The sequence below is a fragment of the Aeromonas sp. QDB54 genome, assembly GCF_027707385.1.
Classification (GTDB): domain Bacteria; phylum Pseudomonadota; class Gammaproteobacteria; order Enterobacterales; family Aeromonadaceae; genus Aeromonas; species Aeromonas hydrophila.
Map to the genome: position 1 here is coordinate 218,349 of NZ_JAPCIT010000001.1, position 26,336 is coordinate 244,684.

General features: G+C 64.4%; 26 protein-coding genes and 2 pseudogenes. 10 read left to right on the top strand and 18 right to left on the bottom strand.

The features are described 5' to 3' along the window. Positions 1-76 precede the first annotated feature (76 nt). The 3 genes and pseudogenes from ybeY to miaB form a co-directional block, all read right to left on the bottom strand. Complete coding sequence (gene ybeY / locus PG881_RS01020) at positions 77-541, bottom strand: rRNA maturation RNase YbeY (RefSeq protein ID WP_270797795.1); 465 nt, start codon at positions 539-541, stop codon at positions 77-79. Beyond that, a complete protein-coding gene (locus PG881_RS01025) occupies positions 538-1,581 on the bottom strand; it encodes a PhoH family protein (RefSeq protein WP_270797796.1) in 1,044 nt (347 codons plus the stop codon). The genes ybeY and PG881_RS01025 overlap by 4 nt, the downstream gene beginning before the upstream one ends. A gap of 136 nt (positions 1,582-1,717) precedes the next feature. Continuing rightward, positions 1,718-3,148 (bottom strand): annotated as a pseudogene (gene miaB, locus PG881_RS01030) (tRNA (N6-isopentenyl adenosine(37)-C2)-methylthiotransferase MiaB); the annotation flags it as partial. 267 nt (positions 3,149-3,415) lie between these two features. On the opposite strand from miaB, the gene PG881_RS01035 reads away from it, so the two are divergent. The 4 genes from PG881_RS01035 to PG881_RS01050 all read left to right on the top strand — a co-directional run bounded on the left by PG881_RS01035 (position 3,416) and on the right by PG881_RS01050 (position 7,051). Next, a complete protein-coding gene (locus PG881_RS01035) occupies positions 3,416-4,579 on the top strand; it encodes an FAD-dependent oxidoreductase (protein ID WP_045528234.1) in 1,164 nt (387 codons plus the stop codon). Positions 4,580-4,612: 33 nt separating this feature from the next. Beyond that, positions 4,613-5,179, top strand: coding sequence for an isochorismatase family cysteine hydrolase (locus PG881_RS01040; RefSeq protein WP_017409242.1), 567 nt, complete (start codon positions 4,613-4,615; stop codon positions 5,177-5,179). Between the two features lie 116 nt (positions 5,180-5,295). After that, positions 5,296-5,940, top strand: a complete 645-nt coding sequence (locus PG881_RS01045; RefSeq protein WP_270797797.1) for a cold-shock protein — start codon at positions 5,296-5,298, stop codon at positions 5,938-5,940. Positions 5,941-6,094: 154 nt separating this feature from the next. Continuing rightward, positions 6,095-7,051, top strand: a complete 957-nt coding sequence (locus tag PG881_RS01050; protein WP_011707012.1) for a diguanylate cyclase domain-containing protein — start codon at positions 6,095-6,097, stop codon at positions 7,049-7,051. Between the two features lie 71 nt (positions 7,052-7,122). Here PG881_RS01050 and PG881_RS01055 read toward each other — a convergent pair whose 3' ends face one another. Then, positions 7,123-8,031 (bottom strand): LysR family transcriptional regulator, encoded by a 909-nt coding sequence (locus tag PG881_RS01055; RefSeq protein ID WP_270797798.1) that lies wholly within the window; start codon positions 8,029-8,031, stop codon positions 7,123-7,125. Between the two features lie 117 nt (positions 8,032-8,148). On the opposite strand from PG881_RS01055, the gene PG881_RS01060 reads away from it, so the two are divergent. Further along, positions 8,149-8,394, top strand: a complete 246-nt coding sequence (locus PG881_RS01060) for a hypothetical protein (protein WP_011707010.1) — start codon at positions 8,149-8,151, stop codon at positions 8,392-8,394. Beyond that, positions 8,391-9,041: an HAD-IA family hydrolase gene (locus PG881_RS01065; RefSeq protein WP_270797799.1), complete on the top strand. Its 651-nt coding sequence runs from the start codon at positions 8,391-8,393 to the stop codon at positions 9,039-9,041. Before PG881_RS01060 ends, PG881_RS01065 begins: the two co-directional genes overlap by 4 nt. A gap of 48 nt (positions 9,042-9,089) precedes the next feature. Here the strand turns inward: PG881_RS01065 and PG881_RS01070 are convergent, their stop codons facing one another. Continuing rightward, entirely contained in the window at positions 9,090-9,692 is a 603-nt protein-coding gene (locus PG881_RS01070) for a nitroreductase family protein (RefSeq protein ID WP_016351664.1), read from the bottom strand. A gap of 288 nt (positions 9,693-9,980) precedes the next feature. On the opposite strand from PG881_RS01070, the pseudogene PG881_RS01075 reads away from it, so the two are divergent. Beyond that, a pseudogene (locus PG881_RS01075) lies at positions 9,981-11,534 on the top strand (GGDEF domain-containing protein). 209 nt (positions 11,535-11,743) lie between these two features. Next, positions 11,744-12,214 carry a hypothetical protein gene (locus tag PG881_RS01080; RefSeq protein WP_270797800.1) on the top strand — a complete coding sequence of 157 codons (471 nt, stop codon included), beginning with the start codon at positions 11,744-11,746 and terminating at the stop codon, positions 12,212-12,214. Between the two features lie 61 nt (positions 12,215-12,275). On the opposite strand, the gene PG881_RS01085 is transcribed toward PG881_RS01080, so the two are convergent. The 6 genes from PG881_RS01085 to PG881_RS01110 form a co-directional block, all read right to left on the bottom strand. Then, the gene (locus PG881_RS01085) at positions 12,276-13,232 is read right to left on the bottom strand and encodes a D-2-hydroxyacid dehydrogenase (RefSeq protein WP_270797801.1); all 957 of its coding nucleotides are present in this window, start codon (positions 13,230-13,232) and stop codon (positions 12,276-12,278) included. A 117-nt stretch (positions 13,233-13,349) separates the two neighbouring features. Continuing rightward, positions 13,350-14,102 carry a DUF3530 family protein gene (locus PG881_RS01090; RefSeq protein ID WP_270797802.1) on the bottom strand — a complete coding sequence of 251 codons (753 nt, stop codon included), beginning with the start codon at positions 14,100-14,102 and terminating at the stop codon, positions 13,350-13,352. 67 nt (positions 14,103-14,169) lie between these two features. Then, entirely contained in the window at positions 14,170-14,796 is a 627-nt protein-coding gene (locus PG881_RS01095; protein WP_270797803.1) for a DUF2238 domain-containing protein, read from the bottom strand. 139 nt (positions 14,797-14,935) lie between these two features. Beyond that, positions 14,936-15,502 (bottom strand): elongation factor P, encoded by a 567-nt coding sequence (efp, locus tag PG881_RS01100; protein WP_011707002.1) that lies wholly within the window; start codon positions 15,500-15,502, stop codon positions 14,936-14,938. Between the two features lie 43 nt (positions 15,503-15,545). Next, on the bottom strand, positions 15,546-16,754 hold the full coding sequence (earP, locus tag PG881_RS01105; protein ID WP_270797804.1) for an elongation factor P maturation arginine rhamnosyltransferase EarP: 1,209 nt from the start codon (positions 16,752-16,754) through the stop codon (positions 15,546-15,548). Between the two features lie 94 nt (positions 16,755-16,848). After that, positions 16,849-17,892, bottom strand: a complete 1,044-nt coding sequence (locus tag PG881_RS01110) for a GMP reductase (RefSeq protein WP_017409231.1) — start codon at positions 17,890-17,892, stop codon at positions 16,849-16,851. A 405-nt stretch (positions 17,893-18,297) separates the two neighbouring features. Between PG881_RS01110 and rloA3 the strand changes: the two genes are divergently transcribed. Next, complete coding sequence (gene rloA3, locus PG881_RS01115) at positions 18,298-18,804, top strand: retropepsin-like aspartic peptidase RloA3 (protein WP_043119333.1); 507 nt, start codon at positions 18,298-18,300, stop codon at positions 18,802-18,804. A 55-nt stretch (positions 18,805-18,859) separates the two neighbouring features. Here rloA3 and PG881_RS01120 read toward each other — a convergent pair whose 3' ends face one another. The 7 genes from PG881_RS01120 to PG881_RS01150 all read right to left on the bottom strand — a co-directional run bounded on the left by PG881_RS01120 (position 18,860) and on the right by PG881_RS01150 (position 25,313). Further along, positions 18,860-20,299, bottom strand: coding sequence for an ATP-binding protein (locus PG881_RS01120; protein ID WP_049048249.1), 1,440 nt, complete (start codon positions 20,297-20,299; stop codon positions 18,860-18,862). After that, a complete protein-coding gene (locus PG881_RS01125) occupies positions 20,296-20,985 on the bottom strand; it encodes a response regulator (RefSeq protein WP_011706997.1) in 690 nt (229 codons plus the stop codon). The genes PG881_RS01120 and PG881_RS01125 overlap by 4 nt, the downstream gene beginning before the upstream one ends. Positions 20,986-21,067: 82 nt before the next feature. Next, positions 21,068-21,706, bottom strand: coding sequence for a tetratricopeptide repeat protein (locus PG881_RS01130; protein ID WP_043165314.1), 639 nt, complete (start codon positions 21,704-21,706; stop codon positions 21,068-21,070). A gap of 1 nt (position 21,707) precedes the next feature. Continuing rightward, on the bottom strand, positions 21,708-22,553 hold the full coding sequence (locus tag PG881_RS01135) for an SDR family oxidoreductase (RefSeq protein ID WP_270797805.1): 846 nt from the start codon (positions 22,551-22,553) through the stop codon (positions 21,708-21,710). Beyond that, positions 22,550-23,209 (bottom strand): TenA family transcriptional regulator, encoded by a 660-nt coding sequence (locus PG881_RS01140; protein WP_043121138.1) that lies wholly within the window; start codon positions 23,207-23,209, stop codon positions 22,550-22,552. The genes PG881_RS01135 and PG881_RS01140 overlap by 4 nt, the downstream gene beginning before the upstream one ends. Next, positions 23,206-24,672 (bottom strand): AMP-dependent synthetase/ligase, encoded by a 1,467-nt coding sequence (locus PG881_RS01145; RefSeq protein ID WP_270797806.1) that lies wholly within the window; start codon positions 24,670-24,672, stop codon positions 23,206-23,208. Before PG881_RS01145 ends, PG881_RS01140 begins: the two co-directional genes overlap by 4 nt. Further along, entirely contained in the window at positions 24,669-25,313 is a 645-nt protein-coding gene (locus PG881_RS01150) for a thermostable hemolysin (protein WP_270797807.1), read from the bottom strand. The genes PG881_RS01145 and PG881_RS01150 overlap by 4 nt, the downstream gene beginning before the upstream one ends. Before the next feature lie 217 nt (positions 25,314-25,530). Between PG881_RS01150 and PG881_RS01155 the strand changes: the two genes are divergently transcribed. Further along, positions 25,531-26,169 carry a class I SAM-dependent methyltransferase gene (locus PG881_RS01155; protein ID WP_270797808.1) on the top strand — a complete coding sequence of 213 codons (639 nt, stop codon included), beginning with the start codon at positions 25,531-25,533 and terminating at the stop codon, positions 26,167-26,169. Positions 26,170-26,336 lie beyond the last annotated feature (167 nt).

The window sequence follows — 26,336 nt, forward strand, 5'->3', positions numbered from 1 at the left end:
TATGAACACACTTGAAATCGTTGTGGCTATATGAGGATGGGCATCGGCTGTTTCAAGACGATGACCATCCGGTTCTTTACTCTTCGTCGTTCAGATAAGGATCGGCGAAACCGAGCTCCTGCATGATGTCGCGCTCGAGCGCTTCCATCTCTTCGGCCTCGTCATCCTCGATATGGTCATAACCTAGCAGATGCAGACTGCCGTGCACAACCATGTGGGCCCAGTGGGCCATCAGCGGCTTGCCCTGTTCGACGGCTTCGCGCTCCACCACCTGGCGGCAGATCACCAGATCGCCGAGCAGCGGCAGCTCCAGGCCGGGCGGGGCCTCGAACGGGAAGGAGAGCACGTTGGTGGGCTTGTCCTTGCCGCGATAGGTGAGGTTGAGCTCGTTGCTCTCCGCCTCGTCGACGATGCGCACCGTCACTTCGGCCTCCTGCTGGAAGCCGAGAATGGTGCCGTCGAGCCAGCCCTGCAGCTGGGCCTCGCTCGGCAGGCCGTCGGTGCTGGCACTGGCCAGTTGCAGATCCAGGGTCACGCTCATTGGGCACTCTCTTTGCTGGTGTGGGGGGCGGCTTTATCGGCCGCCTGTTTGGCATCGAACGCCTCGTAGGCCTGCACGATGCGAGCCACCACCGGGTGGCGCACCACGTCCTTGGATTCGAAGAAGTTGAACGACAGGCCGTCGACATCCTGCAGCACTTCCAGCGCGTGGCGCAGGCCCGATTTCTGGTTGCGGGGCAGGTCTATCTGGGTGATGTCGCCGGTCACCACCGCCTTGGAGTTGAAGCCGATGCGGGTCAGGAACATCTTCATCTGCTCGGTGGTGGTGTTCTGGGCCTCGTCCAGGATGATAAAGGCGTCATTCAAGGTTCTGCCTCGCATGTAGGCGAGCGGCGCCACCTCGATGATGTTGCGCTCCATCAGCTTCTCCACCCGCTCAAAGCCCAGCATCTCGAACAGGGCGTCGTAGAGCGGGCGCAGGTAGGGATCCACCTTCTGGGAGAGATCGCCGGGCAGGAAGCCGAGCTTCTCCCCCGCTTCCACCGCCGGACGGGTCAGCAGAATGCGACGAATTTCCTGACGCTCCAGCGCGTCCACCGCCGCCGCCACCGCCAGATAGGTCTTGCCGGTCCCGGCAGGGCCGATGCCGAAGCAGATGTCGTGGCGCACGATATTGGCGATGTACTGGGCCTGGTTGGGGCTGCGCGGCTTGATGAGGCCGCGCTTGGTCTTGACCGTCACCTCCTTGCCGTAAGGGATGCTCGGCGCCGGCTCGTCATCCTGCTCCAGCACCCGTGACTCCTGAATGGCCAGATGGACCATGTCGGGGGTGATGTCGGTCACCTTGCCACCCTTGAGCGGCTGGGTTTCCACATAGAGGTGCTTGAGGATGACGGCGGCCGCCTCCACCTGGGCCTGCTTGCCCAGCAGCTGGAAGTGGTTGTCGCGGTAGCTGACCTCGACGCCGAGGCGGCGCTCCAGCTGTTTGACGTTGTCATCGAACGGACCGCACAGACTGGCGAGACGCTGGTTGTCGGCGGGTTCCAGATGCAGATTCAGGGTCGAGATGTGTCGGCTCAAAGTGTCCTCGTCTTGACGCGATCCCACCCGGCCGGGGCCGGATGGGGTGAATAGATTAGTGGGGAGTGAAGGCGGCCACGCCCAGCTGGTCCGGTACATTGTCCGGGCGGTCGGATTTAACCAGGATCTCGCTTGGGTTGGGAGTAAACGCGGCAACGCCCAGCTGGTCCGGTATGTTATCCGGGCGGCGGGCCAGGATCTCGCTCGGAGCGGTGGCGATGCGCAGGTTCATCTCGTTCTCGCCGCGCAGGAATTTGCCGCGCAGGGAGTTGGGACGCACCTCGGTGATCTCCACGTCGGCAAAGCCGCCGATCAGGGTATGCGGGCCCTCGAAGTTGACCACCCGGTTGTTCTCGGTGCGGCCGCACAGCTGCATGGGGTCGAGCTTGGAGGGCCCTTCCACCAGGATGCGCTGGGTGGAGCCCAGCATGGCGCGGCCAATCTGCATCGACTGGTTGTTGATGACATGCTGCAGGCGAGTCAGGCGGGCTTTCTTCACCTCCATGTCGACATCATCAGGCAGATCGGCGGCCGGGGTACCGGGGCGCGGGCTGTAGATGAAGCTGAAGCTCATGTCGAAGTTGATCTCTTCGATGAGTTTCATGGTGGCCTCGAAATCCTCGTCCGTCTCGTTCGGGAAGCCGACGATGAAGTCGGAACTGATGGTGATGTCGGGACGGGCGGCGCGCAGGCGACGGATCTTGGACTTGTACTCCAGCACGGTGTGCGGGCGCTTCATCATGGTCAGGATGCGGTCGGAGCCGCTCTGCACCGGCAGGTGCAGGAAGCTGACCACTTCCGGGGTGTCCTTGTAGACCTCGATGATGTCGTCGGTGAACTCGATGGGGTGGCTGGTGGTATAGCGAATGCGATCGATGCCGTCGATGGCGGCCACCAGCCGCAGCAGCTCGGCGAAGGTGCAGATGCCGCCGTCGAAGGTCGGGCCCCGATAGGCGTTGACGTTCTGGCCGAGCAGGTTCACTTCGCGCACGCCCTGCTGGGCGAGCTGGGCGATTTCATAGAGCACGTCGTCGAGCGGACGGCTCACCTCCTCGCCGCGGGTGTAGGGCACCACGCAGAAGGAGCAGTATTTGGAACAGCCTTCCATGATGGACACGAAGGCGGTCGCCCCTTCGGCGCGCGGCTCGGGCAGGCTGTCGAACTTCTCGATTTCCGGGAAGGCGACGTCCACCTGGGCACCGCGCCCCTCCTGCACTTGCTTGATCATGGTGGGCAGGCGATGCAGGGTCTGCGGGCCGAAGACGATGTCCACATAGGGGGCGCGGGTGCGGATGTTGTCCCCCTCCTGAGAGGCGACGCAGCCGCCCACGCCGATCACCAGACCGGGTTTGTTTGCCTTGAGCTTCTTCCAGCGTCCCAGCTGGTGAAACACCTTCTCCTGCGCTTTTTCGCGGATGGAGCAGGTGTTGAGCAGCAAAACGTCTGCCTCTTCGGGCTCTTCGGTAAGCGTGTAGCCATTGCTGGCATCCAACAGGTCGGCCATCTTGGACGAGTCGTACTCGTTCATCTGGCAACCCCAGGTTTTGATGTGAAGTTTTTTGCTCATTGCTTCTCTTGACTTGTTTTGAATGCGGCATGGTCAAAGGACCGGGCATTTTACTCCGCAATCCGGAGACTGCCTAGCGAATATCCAGCTGGCCACGGCCGGAGCGCCGCCGACGGGCTTCCGGTCGGCATCGGCTTTCTCCTTGATTTGGCGCACTAATTCTCCACACCCTTCACTGTTTCCCGGCGCCCCTTGCGGTATCATGTGGTCATTCGGTCCGGCTGCGTTTTCCCCTTGCCCGGGCTCACCCCTTGCAGGAATCAAGTTATGGAACAGTGTGATATCGCCATCGTCGGGGCCGGCATGGTCGGCGCCGCCACCGCCTGTCTGCTGGCGGCGCAGGGTCTGTCGGTGCGGGTCATCGAGACCCGGCTGCCGGAGCAATACGCCCCCGAGCAGCCGCTGGATCTGCGGGTCTCCGCCATCAGCCAGGCTTCGGTGGCACTGCTGGAGCAGGCCGGCGCCTGGCAGCATCTGCAGCAGATGCGGCTGTGCCCCTATCGCCGGCTGGAGACCTGGGAGCTGGATGGCTTCGCCACCCGCTTCAATGCCGCCGACCTCGGCCTGCCCCAGCTTGGCTACATCATCGAGAACCGGCTGGTGCAGCTGGCGTTGCTCAGACGCATGGAAGATTTCCCCAACATCCAGACCCACACCCCGGCGGCGGTGACGAGCCTGCGCCAGAGCGCGGACGAGGCGGTGCTGACCCTGGATGATGGCAGCGAGCTGGCCGCCCGCTGGGTGCTGGCCTGCGACGGCGCCGAATCCCAGATGCGCCGGCTGGCGGGCATAGGCGTGTCGCGCTTCGAGTACCGCCAGCACTGCATGCTGATCAACATCGACACCGACTTCGCGCAGGAAGACATCACCTGGCAGCAGTTTACCCCGAGCGGCCCGCGCGCCTTCCTGCCGCTGCCGGGCCAGCACGGCTCCCTGGTGTGGTATGACAGTCCGGCCCGCATCCGGGCGCTGGCTGCCATGAGCAACGAGGGGCTGGCCGCCGAGGTGCGCCGCCACTTCCCGAGCCGGCTTGGCGGGTTTGCCGTGACGGCCAAGGGGTGTTTCCCGTTGGTGCGCCGCCACGCCAACGACTATCACGCCGGTCGGGTGGTGCTGCTGGGCGATGCCGCCCACACCATCAACCCGCTGGCGGGGCAGGGGGTCAACCTCGGTTTCAAGGACGTGGCCTGTTGGAGCGATCTGCTGCAAGGGGCCGGGGCCGACTGGCATCAGCTGGGGCTGGCCGGGCGCTATGAGCGGCGCCGTCGCCCCGACAACCTGTTGATGCAGTCGGGGATGGATCTCTTCTACGGGGTGTTCAGCAACGAGATTGGCCCGCTCAAGCTGGCGCGCAACCTGGCCCTCAATCTGGCGGACAAGGCGGGCCCGCTCAAGGAGATGGCGCTACGCTATGCGCTGGGGCTGGTTTAAGGCGCACGGCGCCATCATGAGGGAGCAGGCAGCATGAACAAGGCATTGCTGGTGATCGATTTCATCAACGACATCGCCCACCCGGACGGGCGCATCGCCGCCTCGGCGGCCCATGTGCTGGAACAGGACGCCATCGCGCACGCCAATCAGGCGCTGGCCCATGCCCGCGCCCACGGCTGGCTGGTGGTGCTGATCAAGGTGGGTTTTGACCCGCACTATCTGCTGCAACCCAAGGGCTCGCCCATGTTTGGCCGGGCTCACCAGTTCGGGGCGCTGTCGCTTGGCGACAGCGGCACCGACTTTCACGCCGACCTCGACGTGCAGCCAGGCGACTTGGTGCTGACCAAGCCCAGGGTCAGCCCCTTCTACGGCACCGCGCTGGAGCCGGCGCTGCGAGCCAACCACATCGACCACCTCTATCTGTGCGGGGTGAGCACCAGCTGGGCCATTCAGGCGGCGGCGCGGGAGGGTCATGATCGCGACTACGCCATCACCATCCTGGAGGATGCCTGCGCGGCGGCGGATGCCAATGAGCACCATGCCTCGCTGCGAATGCTCGGCCGCATCGCCGAGATCTGCAAGGTGGCCCAGCTGGCCTGATCCCGGCGGCAAGCGGAGCTTGCTCACTGTTTTGACATTTTGTCTGCGGCCCCCTGTCGGGCCGCAGCCATTTTGGGCAACATGAAGCGAGCATCGATGGCCACAAGGATGAGGGCATGCGTTATCAGGGACGGATCGTGCGCTGGAACGAGGCGCGCGGCTTTGGTTTTATCGCCCCCGAACAGGGGGATGGCGAGCCGAAAGGTGCCGAGCTGTTTGTGCACATCTCGGCGCTGCAGTCAGATGGCTCGCTGCCCAAGGCCGGCGAGCGGGTCTCCTATCAGCTTGGCAGCGGCCAAGATGGCAAACCCAGGGCCGAGCAGGTGTTCTTTGTGGATCGGCCGCTGTCGCTGGCAGGCGCCCAACCAGCGCCCTCTGTGGGCAGACAGGCTGTGACCGGGGAGCGGCCGACGCCAGCCAGGGCACGCCCGCGCCCCGTCTATCGACGCCGCAGCAACTGGCGCGGCAAGCTGATCCCGCTGCTGGTGCTGGCCGGGATCTTCTCCATTTACTCCCGTTTCTCGGCCGAGTCGGTCTCGCCTTCGCCAAGCTCTTCTTTCAGTCAGCAGACAGTGGACAGCACAGACAGCCCGCAGGCGGCGCCCACCTTCGTCCGTCAGTGCGACGGTCGGCAGTACTGCTCCCAGATGACCTCCTGCGAGGAGGCGACCTGGTTTTTGCAAAACTGCCCCAATACCAAGATGGACGGCAGAGGAAGAGGGAATGGGATTCCTTGTGAAAGCCAGTGGTGCGGCCACTAGCGGGGATGGTGCAAGTGGTTGATCATCTATCTTTATCTTGCAGGCCGGGAGCGGGCCATGGCCGCCGATGCCCCTTCGTCATGGACGGCACGCCGGCATTACGCTGGTGGTTGCGGCAGGTGCGGTACGTCGTTGTTGGGTGAGGAACAGGGTCATGGCGGACTATTTTCAGGGATCACTGTTTCACTTCTCCGATCGGGCGCAATACCTGTCTGCATTGCTCAATTCGCTGGAGGAGCAGATCTCGGTGATCGATCGGGATGGCGTCATCCACTACACCAACCTCGCCTGGAATAGCTTCGCCGAACAGAACGGCATGCCGGAGGGGTACGACTGGCTGGGCGTCAACTATCTGAGGGTGTGCGACAACTCGGTGGAGCCGCTGGCCCAGATGGCGGCCGAGGGGATCCGGCGGGTACTGCGCCACGAGCAGCAGCACTTTCATCTGGAGTACCCCTGTCACAGCCCGGATACCCAGCGCTGGTTCATGATGCGAGTCTCCGCCATCCCCGGTATCGAGGTCGAGTTCTACACCATCAGCCACATCAACGTCACCGAACGCAAGCTGCAGGAGCTGGACATGGCCTACCTCTCCCTGCACGACCCGCTGACCGGGCTGGCCAACCGGCGGCTGTTCAACAGCTTTCTGCACAACGAGTGGCGGCGCAGCATGCGCGAACAGACCCCCATCTCCTTCATCATGCTGGATCTGGACAACTTCAAGCTGTGCAACGACCACTTCGGCCATCAGGTCGGGGACGGTTTCTTGCAGCAGGTGGGTCAGCTGCTGAGCACCTTCTGCCAGCGGGCTACCGATCTGCCGTGCCGCTTCGGCGGCGACGAATTTGCCCTGATCCTCGGCAACACCGGGGACGAGGCCGCCTCCCGCATGGGGGAGGCCATTCGCGTCGGCATCGGCGAGCTGCTGATCCCGGGGGCGGATGGACTTAGACTCAGTGCCAGCGTCGGCATCGCCACCTTGTTGCCGCAGCAGGCCCGTGTCTCGGAAGAGGAGCTGCTGACCGCCGCCGACATGGCGCTCTATCTGGCCAAGCAGGGGGGCAAGAATCGCTGCCACTGCGTCAGCTGCAGCGCGCTGCCGGCCGCCTGATACTCGATTGCCACACCCCCCGTGGCGATACCTCGCCTGTCCCCTGATATCGACTCCCTGAACCTATCGCATCAGCGACCCGGCAGGGCTGGCTGCGGCGCCGGGTGGGCATCGATGACCAGCTGCACGAAGCGATCGCGGATGGGATCGGCAAATTCCGGGTTCCACACCAGGCTTATCTCCCACTCGGAGCAGGGGCCGGACAAGGGGTAGAGGGTGACGTCCGGGCCGGCGATGAAGCTGACGCTGCGCGGCAGGATGGCGTTGCCGATGCCGGCGGCCACCAGTGCCACCAGGGTCTGGATATCCTCCGCCTCCTGGATCATGCCGGTCAGCCGGTTGGCGCCGAGGAAGCCGGCGATCTGCTGGCTGAGGCCGGGGCAGCGGTGGCCGACCATCTGCAGCAAGGGCTGACTGGCCAGCGCCTGCTCCACATCGAAGGCGGCCGGATCCGGCTGCGTCATCAGGGTTGGCACCGCCAGCACCAGCCGATCGGTCAGCAGTCTGTGCTCCTGCAACTGCGGCGCCTGGGGCCGGCGCATGAAGCCGAGCTGCAGCTGGCCCGACAGCAGCCGCTCCTGCTGGATGGCGGAGGTCATGTCCTGCAGATGCACCATCACCTCGGGCACCTGCTGCTTGAAGCTGGCCACCAGTGCCGGTGCCAGCGCGAAGCTCGACAGGCCGAAACCAATCTTGAGGCGCCCGGCAATGCCGCTGGCCAACGCCATGGCGTGGAGTTCAAAGCCCTTGCCGTGTTCGACCAGGGCGCTCGCCTGGGTGAGCAGCTGGGCGCCGATGGCGGTCAGCTCGGCGCCGTGGCGACCCCGGTTGAACAGGGTACTGCCGAGGGTCTGCTCCAGCCCCTGGATCTGCTTGGTGAGGGCCGGCTGGGTGATGAACAGCCGGTTGGCGGCCTCCCGGTAGTTGGCGGTGTCGGCCAGGGTGACGAATGCCTGCAGTTGCTTCAGATCGAATTTCATTCCATATGGTTATCTAAAGTGGCCATTTTGTGATTATAAATTATCTAACCGCCTTGTTCTAATGGTCTGGTAGCGGGCCCCATTGGCCCCATCCGATCCGTCACAAGGAGTCATCTTATGCCTGCCGAACGCTATCTGTTTTTGATCAAGGGAACCCTGGTACTGGCCCAGCCGCTGGCTGCGCCGGAGACGGGAGAGCTGCTTACCAGCCTGTTGCAACAGGGCTTTGCGGTCGGCCCCTTGCAAGTCTGGGCGAGCAATGCCGAACAGGCGCTGGCCTGCTATGAACAGGCGGCCCAGCGGCGGGCCTTCGGCGACATTCTGGCGGGGAGTGAACCCGGCCTGGCCGGGGTCGGCGCATGAGCCGGCTTGTGCTGCGGGCCAGCGCCCTGCTGCTGGACATGGATGGCACCCTGGTGCACTCCACCGACGAAGTGGAAACGGTATGGCGGCTCTGGTGCCGCCGCCATCAGCTGGCGCCCGAGCCGGTGCTGGCCATGTGCCACGGGGTGCGCTCGCGAGAGGTGCTCCGCACCCTGGCCCCGCAACTGGACATGGCGCAGGAGGTGGCCCTGCTCGACGAGCTGGAGATCAACCACACCGGCCAGGCGGAGGCCATTGCCGGTGCCCGGGCTCTGCTGGCGGGTTTGCCGAGCGAGCGCTGGGCGCTGGTGACCTCCGCCAGCCAGCGGGTGGCCCGTCATCGATTGCGCAGTGCCGCTCTGCCGTTGCCCGCCCTGCTGGTGGGGGCCGAGGATGTGGTGCATGGCAAGCCGGATCCCGAGCCCTATCTGCTGGCGGCCGAGCGTCTGGGGCTGGCGGCGGCCGATTGCCTGGTGTTCGAGGATGCGCCGGCCGGCATCACCAGTGCGCTGCAGGCGGGTTGTCGTGTAGTGCAGGTGGGGGGAAGGCAGCGGCTCGACCCGGACATCAGTGCCCTGATCCAGGACTGGCGCCAGGTGAGCGTGGTGGAGGAGGCGGCGGGTCTGCAGCTGACGCTGCTGGCCTGACAACAAAAAGCCCCCGTCGAGCGGGGGCTTGGATGGTGGGCGATACGCTTATTTGAACACGCGAAAACGCGCGGCGTCGTCCATGAAGGTCTTGTCACCGGCCGGTTGCTTGATGCTGCCAAAGGGCATCTGGGCGCGCAGCAGCCAGCTGGCGGGCAGGTTCCACTCCTTGTGTACCGCCTGGTCGATGAGCGGGTTGTAGTGCTGCAGGGAGGCGCCGATCTTCTCCTGGGCCAGGGTGGTCCAGACCGCAAACTGGGCGATGCCGGTGGCATGTTCCGACCAGATGGGGAAGTTGTCGGCGTAGAGGGCGAATTTTTGCTGCAGATCCTTGATGACGTCGGTGTCCTCGAAGAAGAGCACGGTGCCGAAACCTGCGCGGAAGCTGCCGTCCACCTTGGCTTCGCTCTGGGGATAGGCTTCCGGCGGCACTATCTTCTTCAGCTCCGCCTTGACGATGTCCCACAGCTTGTGGTGCTGGGCGCCAAACAGGATGACGGCGCGGGAGCTCTGGGAGTTGAACGAGGAGGGGCTGTGCTTGATGGCATCCTGGATGAGAGTGGTCAGCTGCTCCGGCGTATGGGAAACCTGGTCACCCAGGGCATAGATGGTACGACGTACTTTGATCTGTTCGATAAACGGACTGCTCATAACATCTCCTTTGTTTGACAGGGAATCGTCTTCGGTGGTCCTTGGCAAGGCCATCCGGCTCCGATTGTTCAAGCTATAGACTATAACACCCCCTTCCTGGTTAGCCGTCAACGCACAGTGGTCACTGTTTTTACTTTTTGTTGATATACATATCCACGGCATGGATGAGCAGTATCACGTTTATATGTTTTTTGTCAGTTAGCCGGAGGGCGGCTGATTTTAATCAATGAATGATTCTGTCCGACCGCCATAGAATCCTCGCATTACAGAATTTTTTGCGGGGTGTTGATGATCCAGTGGTTGATTAGTCGGCGTTACTACCTGTTGACCTCGTTGACCCTGCTGCTGGGCACCCTGGTGCTGGTGGTGACCCTGGCCCTGGCGACGGCCAGCTATCTGCGCAGCATCGACAAGACGGTGGCCGGTTACGGCCACATGCTCTCCTCCCTCGATGCGGCCCTGATCCACGAGCTGGTGCTGGCCAACCAGCGTCAGCTGGCGGTGCTGGAAGCGTCGCTGGACAAGGCCGCCATCGCCCGCGGCGAGCCGGCCGACAACCCGCTCTGGGCCATTGCCCACCAGATCAAGCGCGACAGCCACTACATCTACTTCTACCACCCGCAAACGGACCGCATCAGCAGCTACCCGGCCTGGCAGCAGCCTGCCGAGTATCGTGCCGCCAACCGGCCCTGGTATCGGGCTCTGTCGATGCCGGGGGATGAGCTCATCTGGTTGGGGCCCTACCAGGAGTACGGCTCGGACAAGCAGATCCTGACCCTGATCAAGCGGGTAAAGGGGCTGGATGGTCAGCTGCTCGGCCTGCTGATGGTCGACATGTCGTTCAACGCCATCCAGCAGGCACTGCAGCGGGCCATGGGTCGCAACCAGGCGGCCATCTACATCAGCTCGCGGGGGGGAGGTCAGCTGGTGGTGGGCTGCAACATGGCGCTTTATCAGCCGCCGGTGACCACGGCGGGCGTGGCGGGCAGCGGACTGGAGGTGATCTGGCATGGCCGCCATCTGCGCCGGGAGCTGGAGGGGATCGACTGGGATCTCAACATCTATCTGCCGCCAGAGCTGTTTCACGACGGCCTCGAGGAGGCCCTGCTGATGGTGGTGCTGCCGCTGTTCTCGCTGTTTGCCATCTGGTTTTGCAGCATCAACTTTCTGGTGCGGGTGTTCAATCAGGAGCAGGCGCTGGTGGCCGGCTCGCTGACCGGCATAGTGCGGGATCCGACCCAGACTCCCTGCCAGCTGAAGACCTGGTTCGTGCACAGCAGCCTGAGCGAGATAGATCAGGTGCGGGCCAGTTTTCTGTAGGGGCAGGATGCCCTGCTGCACGACCCCCTCACCGGCATCATGAACCGGCGGGCCTTCACCCAGCGCCGCAGCGAACTGGAGGAGAGCGCCACTCCCCACTGGCTGCTGCTGTTCGACGTCGACAACTTCAAGCGCATCAATGACAACTGGGGGCACACGGTGGGGGACGGCGTGCTCTGCCGGGTCGCCGAGCTGCTGGTGGCGGAGCTGGGCAGTGGCTGCGTCTACCGGATCGGGGGAGACGAGTTCGCCGCCCTGTTGCCCTGGCCACGCAGCGAGCTGGAGGCCGGGCTGACCCGACTGCTGGCGCGGGTGCGTAATCAGCAGTGGCGCGAGTTTTGCGAGGCGGTGACCCTGAGCGTGGGCGGCGCCCACAGCCCGGATGAGGGTGTGCTGCTGTTCGAGCGGGCCGACGAGTGTCTCTATCGGAGCAAGCGGCTGGGGCGCGATGGCTGGTCTTTGACGGAGCGGACCCGGCAGGAGCAGGGTGCTGACAGATCCTGTCATATGGATAACGGCTAAGCGACCGCTGCCGCTCGGTGGGCCCCGGCACCGTTCGCTGCCCAATTTCCATGCGATGTCATTTACGTATTTAGATTCAATATCTTATGAGCTAATTGACCGGCGTCGCAGGCGGCGTGGGAGGCGGTGTCGCTCTCCTGCGACAGTGGCGCCCTTTGGCGGGAATCGTATAGTTCGGGGAAATTAATCAGGTTTGACAGGAGTACCCCATGGAGATGAACAAGCGTGGCATGAGCGCCCTGGCCCTGCTGGGCTCACTGCTGCTGGTCAGCGGCGTAGCGCAGGCCTCGGAGACACTCAATACCATCCTCGGTGGCGGTGCGGGTGGCGTGGCCGGCACCATGATCGGCAAGGAGCTGGGCGGTGATACCGGTGCCCTGGTGGGGGCGGCGCTGGGCGGTGCGGCTGGTGGCGCCGCCACGGCCAACAAGGGCAACAAGAATGAAGCGGCCCTTGGTGGCGCGGTCGGGGCCCTCGGTGGCGCGGCCATCGGCAAGAGCGTGGGTGGCAGCGCGGGTCAGCTGATCGGGGCCGGTGTCGGCGGGGCCAGCGGCTCCGCCATCGGCGCCAAGACTGGTGATGGCCACAAGAGCAGCAACGATCGTTACTACGACGATGAGCACAGGCACCACAAGAAACACAAGAAGCACAAGAAACACAGATGGCACGACGATGATTGATCGCTGCCAGCAATGAGAGAGGGGCCGACAGGCCCCTCTCTTGTTTGGCTCGGCTGGCCGCTCACACCAGCCGGTGTTGGCGGCGCCCCTCGGCGAAGGCGTTGATGTTGTCGATCAGCTGATTGGCGAGACGCTGCATCGACTCCTCGCTGGCCCAGGCCACGTGGGGGGTGAGGATGAAGTGGGGGTACTGCAGCGCCTGCATCAGCGGATGGTCGGGAGGCGGCGGCTCGACGCTCGCCACGTCGAAACCGGCACCGCCGAGGCGGCCGTTGGCCAGTGCCCGCAGCAGGGCCTCCTCGTCCACCAGACCGCCACGGCCGACGTTGATCAGCAGGGCGCCCGGCTTCATCAGCTCGAGCTCCCGCTCGCCAATCAGGTTGCGGGTATAGGGGGTGAGCGGGCAGTGCAGGCTGATGACATCGGCGCTTTGCAGCAGTTCGTCCAGCGGCAGCCGATCCTCGTCGTGGCTGGCGCCGACCTGGCTCTGGGCGTAGCGCACCTCCATGCCGATCCCCCTGGCCCGCTCGCCTAGGGCCTGACCGAGCGTCCCCTTGCCGATGATGCCGAGCCGCTTGCCGTGCAGATCCGTGATGTGGTGATCGAAGAAGCAGAACTGGCCGCTCTGCTGCCAGCGCCCCTCCAGCAGCGACTGGCGCCAGCAGAAGAGGTTGCGCGCCAGAGCAAGCATCAGCGCCATGGCGTGTTCCGGCACCGAGGGGCCCGAGTAGTTGCGGATGTTGCAGACGCCGACGTTGGCGGCGCGGCACGCCTCCAGATCTACGTTGTCGCTGCCGGTGGCGGCCAGCGCGATGAGTTTCAGGTCCGGCAGCCGGGCCAGCTCGGCGGCGCCGATGCGCACCTTGTTGATGATGGCGATGCTGGCGTCTTTGAGCCGCTCCACCACCTGCTCGGGGGCCGTGCTCGGGTAGCTCTGCCAGTGATGGGGAAAATCGGGGTGGCGCAGGGTGATGCCGGTATCCAGGGTATCGCTGTCGAGAAACACAATTTGCTGCATGGAGCCTCCTGCCGTTGAGGCGTTCATGATGCCAAACATCGGCGACCGAGGGCCAGTTTGCTGCGCATCAATGGCTTGGCAATCGCGCCGGATGTGAGGCAGGCGGCATTTTTCGGGTCAGAGCCAGCCGAGATGGGTGAGCCAGCCCTGGATCCGGGTCGGCGTTTCGTCCAGTTCCAGCAGGGCGTAGGGGCGGTAGTTGAGCTTGTGGCTGCGGCGGCTTTCGCTTCTGCGCGCCTCGGCGGCCAGCAGCGGCCAGCGTCCGCCATCCTCCTGATAGAGGTCGAGGGTGGGCATGGTGGCCTGGGCGATCTCCTTGGCGAAGATCTGGTTGCTCTGCTGGTCGGGGAAGAAACCGTCGAGCAGCACCAGCGCATCGGGGGCGGGCAGCTGGTCGCTGGCGATGAGGTTGGTGGCCCAGGCGGCGCCGGTGCCTTGCGCCAGTATCAGCTTGAAGCCCCCTTCCTGCAGCTTGGCATCCCCCAGCTTGCTGATGCGGGTGGCGAACTGCTTGCGAAAGTCGTCGATGGCCTGCTGCTTTTTCTCGGCGGCGGGGTCCAGTTCGGTCTGTTGGGGCGAGGGGAGCAGCAGCAATGTATCGAAGCCGAGCCGGCCGAGGGCCCGGGTCAGCTGCCACAGCTGGCCGCTGCGCTGCCAGTCGGGCAAGAGGATGGCCAGCCCCACATAGCTGTCGCTGTCGTGCTTGGCGAACAGTACTGTCTGCTTGTCGATCTGGGTGCTGTTGGGCAGCCCCTGCCAGTCGTTGTTCTGCCAGTAGTCGAGCGGCGTAAGCGGTGTGCCCTCGCTGGCCTGCAAGGGGTTGCTTGCCAGCAGGGTCAGTAACAGCAGTGATAAAAACAATCTGGCCATAGTGCGCTCCCCCGGTTACTCGGGTTAGCGGCACCAGGCCGATTTTCTGAAGGGGGAAGTGGCAGCGCTAGGGTGACGGCCGATCGGTGCTGGCGAGCCCGGCCAGCTGGCGGTCGTGCAGGGGCGAGAGCAGCAGCAGGGCAGTGACGGCGCCAATCAGGGCGAAGAACATGTCGGACTGGGTATCCCAGGGGTCGCCCTGGGTGCCGAGAAACTCATCCGCCCCCTGACCGAGCGCGAGGGCGGCCCCCCACTCGATGAACTCGTAGGTGGCGCTGATGGCGAGCACCACGCAGACCACCAGAAACGCCAGCATGCGCCGGCCCTGCACATAACCTCCGCGCAGCAGGATCTCCCGGCACACCAGGGCGGGCACGAAGCCCTGAAAGAAGTGGCCAATCTTGTCATAGGGGTTGCGGCTGAGCTCGAGCCACTGCTGCAGCTCGAATCCCAGCGGGACGCGGGCGTAGGTATAGGCGCCGCCCAGCATCAGCACCATGGCGTGCAGGGTGATGCACAGATAGAGCAGGCTGGTGAGCGGAAAATGGCGGTGCGTCAGGGCAAGCAGCGGCATGGCGATGAGCACCGGCGCGACTTCCATCAACCAGGTCGCCCTGTCATAGGGTTGCCAGCCGGAGAGGACCAGCAGTACCAGGGTCAACAGCAGCAACAGACCTTTATGCAGAGATGTCATGGGGCGCTCCGGAGGATGGCACAAACCAGTTTGCCCATTTAGCCATGTTTGCGCTTTGAATACAGCCGGGTGGCGTCGTGCACCCATAAAAAAAGCGAGCCAAAGGCTCGCTTTTTCACCATGGATTCAAGGGGTCAACTTAGTTGACGCGACGCTTGAACTCACCGGTGCGGGTATCGATTTCGATCTTGTCGCCGATCTCTACGAAGGCGGCAACGGCCAGCTCGTAGGTAGTGCCCTTCAGACGGGCCGGCTTGGTCACTTTACCGGAGGTGTCGCCACGGGCGGCCGGCTCGGTGTACTCGACTTCGCGAACGATGGTGGTCGGCAGTTCTACGGAGATGGCTTTCTCGTTGTAGAAAGTCACTTCGCAGATGTCTTCCATGCCGTCAACCATGTAGTTCAGGGCATCACCCAGGTTGTCTTTCTCGACGTCGTACTGGTTGTACTCGGTGTCCATGAAGACATACAGGGGGTCGGAGAAGTAGGAGTAGGTGCACTCTTTACGTTCCAGCTGAACAACTTCCAGCTTGTCGTCGGCCTTGAATACGGTCTCGGTGGCGCTGCCGTTCAGCAGGCCTTTCAGCTTCATCTTGACCACGGCGGAGTTACGGCCGGATTTGTTGAATTCGGCTTTCTGGACCACCATCGGCTCGGTACCGATCATGACGACGTTACCAGCGCGGATTTCCTGTGCGGTTTTCATGTAAAAATTCCTGTTCGTATACGGGCAGATAAAAACTGCCAGATTATATACGGCTTTCTAAAAATTTCACCAGCCGAGTGACGAGATCCCCATCCCTGAGCTGCTTCTGTGACCAAGGTCGCCCATGTTGCCGCCATATCGCGGCGTGTTCCGGCCATTGCGCCCACCAATCGCGACAGTTTTCCCCCTGATTGAGGGCGTGGCTGAAACCGCGCAGCCACTGGCCGGTGGCGGTGGGCAGCTCTGCCAGATAGTGGTCGAGAAAGCCGTCCAGCTTGACCATGTGGGTCTGCTCTTCCTGCGGATAGATGTGCCACAGGAAAGGGCGAGCGGCCCACTGGGCCCGCACGAAGGAGTCTTCCCCGCGCACCAGATTGAGATCGCAGCTCCACAGCAGCCGATCGTAACCGGCCTGATCGGTCATCGGCAGCAGCTTGATGGTGAGGTTGCCCGACTGCAGCAGCGCCCCTGCCTTGGCCGTCGGAATGGCCGCTGCCAGCCCGGCGCCGGTGAGCACGTCGTTGAGGGAGCGCCCGAGCGGCAGCAGCAGGGTGACGGGCGTGGCGCTCTGGCACCAGCTCTCGACCAGGCTGGTCAGGGCGGGGCTCTCGTAGGTGAAGAGGCTGACCCGCAGCTCGTGCTCTTGCTTGGGCGGCAGGCCGAGGCTGGCCCAGTAGGCGGCAAGCCCGGCTTCATCCTGTTGCCAGCGCTCACGCTCGGCGATGAGGCCGCGCTCGCACAGGAGGCCGCCGGTTCTGGCCGTGAAGCCCGGGAAGAAGAAGTATTTGTTGAGACTCTGGTTGCCGACCCGCTGGGGCGAGGCGAGGGCGTGGCAATCCTCGACCCAGGATTCGGCCGAGAGGTATTCGAGGTTGATCCAGCAGGGGGGCCTGGGCTGGCTCGCCATCTGCTCGGCCATTCGTTCAATGAAGGGGGCGGGCAGCTGACAGGCAAAGGCCTCGATCACCACTTTGGCCGGGAGGGTGTCGGCCGGCAGGGTATCGTGCCAGTGCTGGATATGGATGCCATCGACCCACTGGCTATCCTGCGCGGGGTCGAGCCCCGGACAGATGCGGGCAAAGCTGGCCAGATCGTCCACCCAGAGCCGCACCTGCACCTCATCGCCGTGGGTCGGGAGCGCGCCTTCCTGTTTGAGCTGGCGAGCCAGCCGCCAGGTGACGCCGATGTCGCCGAAGTTGTCCACTACGCAGCAGAAGATATCCCAGTCAAACGGGGGGAGGGGGCTGGTCATGTCAGGGCATCCAGATACAAAAAAACCGGTGCGCAGGGTAGCACACCGGTTGGCTGGCTTCTAACCGTCAGCGCGTGACGGTGGCTGCGGCAGGTTACTCCTTGCCGTAGACGTTGTTTTCTTGCTCACGTACCCGGATAAAGGTGGTGCGTTTGGTGAGTTCTTTCAGCTGGCTGGCACCCACATAAGTACAGGTGGAGCGCACCCCGCCCAGAATGTCGCGCACCGTGTTTTCGACCGGGCCGCGATAGGGCAGCAGCACGGTTTTGCCCTCGGAGGCGCGGTACTCGGCGACGCCGCCGGCGTGCTTGTCCATGGCGCTTGAGGAGCTCATGCCGTAGAACTTCATGAAGGGTTCGCCATCCACATCGACGATTTCGCCGCCACACTCCTCGTGGGCCGCCAGCATGCCGCCCAGCATCACGAAGTCGGCGCCGCCGCCAAACGCCTTGGCCACATCCCCCGGGCAGGTGCAGCCGCCGTCACCGACGATCTGGCCGCCCAGGCCGTGGGCCGCATCGGCACACTCGATGATAGCGGAGAGCTGCGGGTAGCCGACGCCGGTCTTGACCCGGGTGGTGCAGACCGAGCCCGGGCCTATGCCGACCTTGACGATGTCGGCGCCGGAGAGGATCAGCTCTTCCACCATCTCGCCGGTGACCACGTTGCCCGCCAGGATGACGTGGTTCGGGCAGGCTTCGCGGATCTTGCGCAGAAACTCGACGAAGTGCTGGGAGTAGCCGTTGGCCACGTCGACGCAGATGAAGCGCAGGGCGCTGGACATGGCCAGGATCTGGCGGGTCTTGGTGAAGTCATCCTCGGAGGTGCCGGTAGAGACCATCACATGACCCAGCAGCGCCGGGTCGGTCTCGTTGACGAAGGTTTGCCACTGCGCAAGGCTGTAGTGCTTGTGTACTGCAGTCATCATCTCGAAGCTGGCCAGGGTACGCGCCATGGCGAAGCTGCCGACGGTATCCATGTTGGCGGCGATGACGGGCACGCCCTGCCATTGGGTCTGGGTGTGCTTGAAGGTGAACTGACGGGTCAGGCTGACTTGGGAACGGCTCTTGAGAGTAGAGCGCTTGGGGCGGAACAGGACATCCTTGAAACCGAGCTTCAAGTCTTCTTCGATACGCATTACGAATTCCTTATTGAGCCTTGTTTGATAGGTCACTTTGCAGTGGCAACTTTTCGGCAGGCGCAAAAAAACCGGTGGTTTTCAGGCCCTCCGGTTTACAACAGTGTAGGCAAAAATCCCGTCGGAACAAGACTGATAATTCACGAAGCCTTGTGGTAGCCTTTGGCGTCACAACCTGAGCGCAGCCTTGGGTTTCATCCAAGCCCGCTCATGTCTCCCCGTTCGTTCACTTGAAAGATCCTGATTGAATCCTGTTTGGCATGTTGCTGCGTGATCCTGACGTTGCGCGCCATGGCCGCGCTGGTGGCGGCGAGGCGGCCACGTTCACCAGTTGACAGCTGCCTTTTCCATCCCCACTCTGGGCTGCTCGGGCCAGCGTCGGCCCTGCCCTGACAAGGAGTGAAGATGTTCGGATTGCGAATGATGCCGCTGCTGTTGCTGGTCGGTCTCGCCCTGCCGGGAGCGGCGCGGGCTGCCTCCGATCCTGCCGTCTATGGCTGGATTGAGAAGGGACTCATCATGCCGAGCGGGGTGGCGGTGAAGATGAAGCTGGATACCGGGGCGCTTACCTCCTCGCTCGATGCGCGGGATCTGCGCCATTTCAAGCGTGACGGCAAGTCCTGGGTGCGCTTTACCCTGCAGGTGACCGATGCCAACACCGACCGGCAGGTGAGCCAGACCCTGGAGCGACCGGTGGAGCACATGGTGACGGTGCGCGGTGCCGGCGGCATGGAGCAGCGCCCCACGGTCACCATGTCCATCTGCCTGGGTGACAAGGTGTATGAGGAGTGGTTCACCCTGCGCGATCGCAGCAAGATGATCTATCCGGTGTTGCTGGGGCGCCGCTTGCTGGCAGATCTGGGCGCAGTGGATTCGAGCCGTACCTTCACGGTGCAGCCGAGCTGTCGCTGAGGGAAGCGAACGACATAAAAAACGGGGGCCAGGCCCCCGTTTTTTATGGTGATGATCAGGCTGGGCGAGAGGGGGCGGGCAGCAGCACGCTCACCTCCAGCCCCCCTTCCGGCCGGTTGTGGATATCGAGATCGGCGCCGTGCAACTGGGCGATGCGCGAGACGATGGCCATGCCGAGGCCGACCCCGTCCCCCTGCTGGGGATTGACCCGAAAGAAGCGCTCGCACAGGCGTGACAGGGCGGCGGTGGGGATGCCGGGGCCGTTGTCGCGAATGTCGACCCTGACCCTGTGCCCCTCCTGGCGCGCCTCGACCGCGATCTCGCCCTGCGCCTGGGTGTAGCGCAGCGCGTTGTCGATGAGGTTGCTGAACATCAGCTCCAGCAGGGTGGCCTGCCCCATCACCGTCAGCTGCTCGGTGCCTTCCAGCGACAGCTGCTGATCCTTTTTCAGGGCGATGGGGGCCAGGGTGGCCAGGGTGCCCTGCAACAGCTGGTTCAGGTTGAGCTCGGTCAGCTCCAGCCCCTGCTGGTTGTCGATGCGGGCCTGGGTCAGCAGCTGGCGCAGCAGCCGATCGCTGCGATCGAGCGCCAGCAGCATCTTCTGCAGGGAGTGCTGACGGCTCTCTGCATCCTCGGCGGCCAGTGCGTTTTCGCTGTGGATGCGCAGCACCGCCAGCGGGGTGCGCAGCTCATGGGCCGCCTCGTTGGTGAACTGCTTCTCCCGCTCTATGGTGTCGGCCAGCGCGTGCATCAACCGGTTGATCTCGTTGGTGAGTGGGGTCAGCTCCTGGGCCCGGATCTTCAGGGTGAGCGGGCTCAGGTTGGCCGGGTGGCGCTCACCGATGGCCTGGGCCAGCTGCCGCAGCGGCGCCAGCCCGCGGGAGATGAGCCACCACAGCAGGCCGAGCAGGAAGGGCAGGGTGATGAGCAGCGGCAGCATGGCCAGGGTGGCCATCTTGCTGGCCAGCTCGCTGCGCTCGTCATCCCGCTCCGCCACGATGAGCCAGGTGTGCTCGTCCTGGTTGTAGAGGGTGAAGGTGCGCCACTCGTGGTTGTCCTTGGTGACGTTGTTGAAGCCGGGGGCCAGGGCGCCTAGGGGCTGGCTGGGGGCGCTGGGGGAGCGCAGCAGTATGTGGCCCTGCTCGCTCAGCAGCTGGAAGTAGAGGTTGCGCTCGAATTCGTGGCCGAAGGGGGTGAGCTCCCTGTCCTCTCCCCGCAGGTTGAAGCTGGTGTCCTTCTGCCACTGATCCGGGTTGTGCTGTTCCCAGTCCTGATAGACGGTGCCGTTGGCGGGCAGTTCGCCATTTTGCTCCAGATAACGGCTGAGCAGCTGGTTGGTGATGCGGGAGGACTGGGCGAGACGGGCATCGAACAGCTCCTCCATCTCGTGATTGGCCTCCAGATACCCGATGAGGGCGCTGATGGCCAGGCTGGCGCTGACCAGCGCCAGGATGCCGGAGAGCAGGAAGCGGCGGATGGAGCGGGGACGCGTCATGCCCGGTGGTCCCGGCGCTGGGCCTGTTCAAGCTGGGGGACTATGTAGCCGACCCCGCGGATATTGCGGATGAGGTCGCTGTAGAACTTCTTGCGCAGGTGGTGAATGTGCACCTCCACCGCGTTGCTCTCGGCCCCCTCGTCCCAGCCGTAGAGGCTCTGCTGCAGCTGATCCTTGCTCAGCACCCGGCCGCTCTGGGTGATGAGCTCCTGCAGCAGCTTGTATTCGTGGGGGGTGAGCTTGACCGGCTCGCCCCGATAGGTGACCTGCTGGGACTCGGGATAGAGCTGCAGCTCGCCGTATTCGAGCACCGCCTGGGCCTGCCCCTTGCTGCGCCGCACCAGGGCGCGCAGGCGGGCATTGAGCTCCTGCAGGGCGAACGGCTTGACCATGTAGTCGTCGGAGCCGGCATCCAGCCCCAGCACCCGGTCATCCAGGGCGTCGCGGGCGGTGAGGATCAGCACCGGCAGCGTCTGGCCTTCCCGGCGCAGTTTGCGCAGCAGGCTGATGCCGTCGATGTCCGGCAGGTTGAGATCCAGAATGAGCGCGGCAAATTCCTCGCTCTTGAGCACCGACAGGGCGGGCAGCCCCTGCTGCAGCCAGTCCACCGTGTAGCCGCTGCTGCGCAGGGCATCCACCATGCCGTCGCCCAGCATCACATCATCTTCCACCAACAGGATCCGCATTGTTATTCCCCTCAAAAGACGCTGCCCACCAGTATGCAAGCTGGTGGGCAGAGTTTAAATAGCGCTCTGAGCCGACTTGGGTTTACAGCTTGTCGAGGCGATCGCGGATCTCGATGCGTCGACCCTGATCCGCCAGCTCGCGACCCGGCCGGGGCGGGGCGCTCAGCGCCTTCTCCAGATAGCTCTTGGCTTCGGCCTTGCGACCCTGATCCAGCAGGAAGTCGCCGTAGAAGAAGTTGGGGTCGATGCCGGTCGGGTTGATGGCCAGCGCCTGTTTGAGCAGCTGCTCGGCCTTCTCGTCATCGCCAAAGCCCACCGGCCAGCCCGGTACCTGATAGTAGAGCGAGCCCAGGCTGGTATAGGCGGAGCCGTCCAGTGCCTTGGGATCCTGCTTGAGGGCGATCTCCAGCTTGGCCTTGGCCTCCTTGACCAGACCCAGCGCCCCCAGCCCGCCCTTGGCGCCGGCCCAGGTGCTCTTGACGATGGCCGACCAGATCAGCAGGTCGGTGCGAAAGGCCTCCTTGGCGCTGGCCTGATCGGCCTGGCTGCTCAGCTGTTCGAGGCAGCTCTCCTTGGCCTTGCCGGTCTGCTGATACTGACAGACGGCCCACTGCTGCTGGATGACGGGCAGGGCGTCGGCGGCCTGGGCCATCCCCGAGCCCAGCATGAGCAGCAGGAGGGCGCCGTGGGTGAAACGGGGGCGGAAAGTGGCGTGCTTCATCTTAACGTTCCTTCTCTGTCATGACGGAAGTGGTGTGTCCCGCATTGCCGGCAGCGGGCGCCGCGTGGCGGGCATAGCGCTCTATGATGGGTTTTTGCTTGGCCAGCGCCCGGTCGACCAGGCCGGGCAGCAGGCCGTTGAGCCGCACGAACAGCTTCTCCGGCCAGCCGAGCCAGCTGCGGCGGGTTTCGTTGCACAGGGCGATGACGGCCTCCTCGGCCACGTCCTGCGGGCTGTCGGTGTGGGTGCCGAGCTCGGCATTCATCTCGTAGGCCGCCTCCGAGTTGAGGCGGGTACGGGTGGCGCGGGGAGCAAAGTGCAGCACCTGGATGCCGGTACCCTCCAGCTCGCGGCCGAGCGCCTCGCTGAAGCCGCGCAGGGCGAACTTGCTGGCGCAGTAGACGCTGTAGCCGGCGTAGCCGATGGCGCCGAAGCTGGAGCCGACGTTCATGATCACCGCCGGTTTGCGCAGGCGGGGCAGCAGCATGCGGGTGAGCTGGATCGGCGCCTCGACGTTGAGCAGCAGCTGGCGCTCCACCTGCTCGCTGCTCTGATCCTCCAGCCAGGCAAACTGGTTGCAGCCGGCGTTGTTGATCAGCACGTCCAGCCCCTCGTCCAGCGCCGGGTGCTGCAACAGTTTGGCCCGCTCCTGGGGCGAGCCCAGATCGGCGATCACCGTCTGGTGGCGCTCCGGGTGCGGCAGCTCCTTACACAGCCGCTCCAGCGCACTGGCCCTGCGTCCGTGCAGCAACAGGTGTGCCCCCTGGGCCGCCAGCTCCTGGGCCAGCGCTTCGCCGATCCCGCCGCTGGCGCCCGTGAGCAGCACGAGTTTTCCTTCAAGCTTCATGATGTCTGGTTTTCCGTCAGTTGATAGAGCATGTCGGCGTAGAGGCGGTAGACCACCTTGGCCGAGTGAATGATGGCTGCCTGATCGGCCGGGCTCTCCACCCGGTTCATCAGGGACTCGAAGAACTTGAGGTGCTCCTGATCCAGCGCGCCGTGGGAGCTCAGGTAGCTCATGGCCTGAGGGGGCAGGCCGAGACCCGCCTTGAGCTGATCGGCCACGGTCAGGGCGATGGCGACGCTGGTGCCTTCCAGCACCTGGACCATGCCGAAGAAGCCCATGGGGTTGCCGCGCTGTACCTGGTCATAGAGGAAGGCCACCATCAGCTCGATGGGCAGCTCGGGCTGGCCGTGACGCACCGCCTCGGCATCGCCGCCACAGGCGCGGATGTCGCTCAGGATCCACTCCTGATGGCCGTACTCCTCGTCGATGTACTCGGCGATGGCGCCGCGCACCCACTCATACTCCTGACCCAGCTTGCCGCCGGTGGCCATCAAGAGCGGCACCGTGTGGCGCACGTGATAGAAGGCCTGGGAGAGGAAGCGCAGGTAGATGTCGCGGGAGATCTCCCCCTTGCGGCACGCCTCTATGATGGGGGCGTTGAACAGATGCTCCCGGGCCGGGGCGGTGGCTTGTTGCAGCACTTGATAGAAGCTCATGAGGTCTCTCCTGTAAGGCATTGGCTGATCTGCCGGGAAAAGTGGTGATAAATCCGCTCGCGACGGGGGCGGCCGTTGGCGGTCAGCAGCTCCGGATGCTGATCCAGCGCCACCGGCAGCCAGTGATGGATGCGGGCATAGTCGGGCAGGCGGTGATTGAGCTGCTCGATCTGCTGGGCCAGCTGGGCGTCGGCGCCTGGCAGTGTCTGGATCAGGGCGACGTTGGCCGGCTGGCCGTCGCCGAAGATCACGATGCGGGCGATGGCCGGGCAGAGCTGGGCTTCCGCCTCGACCCACTCGGGGGAGAAGTTGCGGCCAAAGGCGGTGATCTGGACGTTCTTCTTGCGCCCGGTGATGTGCAGATAGCCCTCATCATCCAGGTGGCCCAGATCGCCGGTGGCGACCTGTGCTGGCGTCGGTTCGTCGCTGCCCAGATAGCCGAGCATGGCGGCCCCTTCCACCAGGATCTCGCCGTCGGCGGCGATCGATACCCGGCAGTGGGGCAGTGGCTGGCCGACGCTGCCCAGGCTGTGGCCGTCGGGACCGTTGAGCGCCACGACGGAGCCGCACTCCGACAGACCGTATCCCTCGTAGACCGGCAGCCCCAGCTTGCGGGCCCGGCTGATGAGCTCGGGCGAGACCTTGCCGCCGCCCACCGCGACGAAGCGCAGGCCGGCCAGCTGCTCGGCCAGCGCCGGGTTGGCGCTGCACAGGGCCAGCAGCAGGCGCAGCAGCTCGGGCACCAGCACCAGACTGTGGGTGGGCCAGCGCAGCAGGGCCTGGGCCAGGGTGGCCGGGTCCAGCTTGCTGGAGCCGGCAAAGCCGAGCTCCGCCAGTGAAGGGATGCGGCTGCAGGCGCCGGTGAGCAGCGGCACGTAGAGGCCGGTCAGGTTTTCCAGCAGGGTGGTGAGCGGCAGCAGGGTCAGGTGCTTCTCGACCTTGGCCGGGGCGACCCGCTCGGCCAGCGAGGCGCAGACCGCCATCATCTGGGTCAGCGACAGGCAGACGCCTTTGGGCTGACCCGTGGTGCCGGAGGTATAGGTGATCTTGGCGGTGCCGGCCGGCAGAGGCGGCAACCGGGCAGGGGTACGGCGCCACAGCGGCAGCTCGCCGACCGCCAGTTGCAGCGGATCGCTGGCCTGCCAACCGGGATGGTGGGGGCCGATCAGGGCGTCGGCGCCGCTGCTCTCTAGCAGCCACTCCTGCTGCTCCAGGCTGAAGAAGTGGGGGATCGGGATCACCACGATGCCGGCCATGGTGCAGGCGAGATCGATGAGCGCCCAGGGCAGGCCGTTGTCGAGCTGCAGCGCCAGCCGGCTGATCCCGGCCATCTGCAGGCGGTCGGCCAGCGGCGGCAACTGCTGCCACAGCGCCTCGTAACTGAGGCTGTGCTGGCTGCTGGCGAGGGCCGGGCTGTGGGGCGTCTGGCGGGCGAAGTAGGCGATTTGGTCAAACAGCATCATAAGGCGCTCCGGTGCGGGCAGTTGAACAGGGACGGCATGGGCGCCAGCAGCGAGAGCAGCAGGCTGCCCTGGGCCAGTGCCTGCCGTCCCTGGCCGAGATCGCCGACCATCACCTTGGGCTGGCAGTGGTAATAGGCGCCCCAGGCGCTGGCGTCGTCACCCACCTTGTCGGCCTGGGCGGGGGCCAGCTCGACCGGGGTGAGGTGGAGGCGGTGAAAGCTGTTGCGCAGTTTGGCGGTGCCGGTGAACACCACGTAGTCGAGGTCGTTGTCGCACAGCAGGCGGCAGAGCGCCGCAAACATCAGGCGGGCGTTGCCGGGCTCGCTGCAGGCGAGGTTGCCCACCTCGACGATGCGATCCCGCCGGGCGGGGGCGCCGAGCCGGGTTTCGATGGCGGCCTCGATGGGTTGCTCCAGATACTGCTCCAGATAGAGGCGCTCGCTGCTGGCCAGCTTGAGACCGCAGGCGCCGACCAGCAGGCCGTCGGCCCGGTAGAGGCCGAGCAGGCAGGGCAGAAAATGGGGAATGCGGGCGTTGAACTCCTGGCTGTAGGCGGCCTGGATGTAACCCTGCAGTGCCATGACCTGTTGCGGGGTATCGGCCAGCGTCAGCCGATAGGGGGCTTGAATTTCAGTGGTCATGGATGGCTCCTTCTTGTCGATTGTCATCAGACTAAAGGGGCAAACTTAAGAAACCCTTAAGAGGTAAAAAATCTGCTTAACACCGAAGCAACTGGTTGAAAAGAGAGGTAAAGCTGCGACCCGATCGTGGGGCAGCCGGACAAAATCCTTGTCAGCCGCCAGACGGGCAGGCAAGCTGCGGCCACTTTTGACCGCCCCGCTTTCGAGAGGAGATGCCATGACCCCCTTATCCTGCCCGCTCTGCTATGTCGCCGATGCCTATGAGCTGCCGGTGGCCGGCAAGCTGTACCATCGCTGCCGGGCCTGCGAGCTGGTCTGGCTGGATGCGGCCGAGCACCTGGATCCCGCGCGCGAGAAGGCGGTCTATGACGGCCACGACAACCAGGTGGATGATCCCCGCTATCGCCAGTTTCTGCAGCGGGCCTTCGGCGAGGTGCAGCGCCGCCTGCCTCCGCCGGCCAGCGGCCTCGATTTTGGCTGCGGCCCGGGCCCGGCGCTCATCGCCATGGGCCGCGAGGCGGGCTACCAGATGGCGGGTTACGACAAGTTCTATGCCGATGAGCCCGAGCTGCTGGCGCAGCAGTATGACTTCATCACCAGTACCGAGGTGATCGAGCACATCGCCACCCCGCGCGCCGTGCTGGAGAGGCTGTGGGGCTGCCTCAAGCCCGGCGGCCTGCTGGTGCTGCAGACTCAGCGGGTGCTGGGGGATGAGCGCTTTCGGCAGTGGCGCTATCGCCACGATCCGACCCACATCGTCTTCTTCGCCGAGGCCTCCTTTCGGGCCCTGGCAGCCTGCTGGCAGGCGCAGGTCGAGTTTCCCCACGTGGATGTGGCGGTCATCACCAAACCCTGAGAACCTGCTCATGTTCTTACTGTGAGGTCGTGATCAAGGCTCATGTGCTGCTCGGAATCCTCATGTATTTATATACACTCTGGTTCCTGCGCTGCTCTTTACCTTGCTGACGACCTCTCGTCACAGATCGTGAACAGGTTCTGAGCCGGGCATTTTCATTTGGCGGC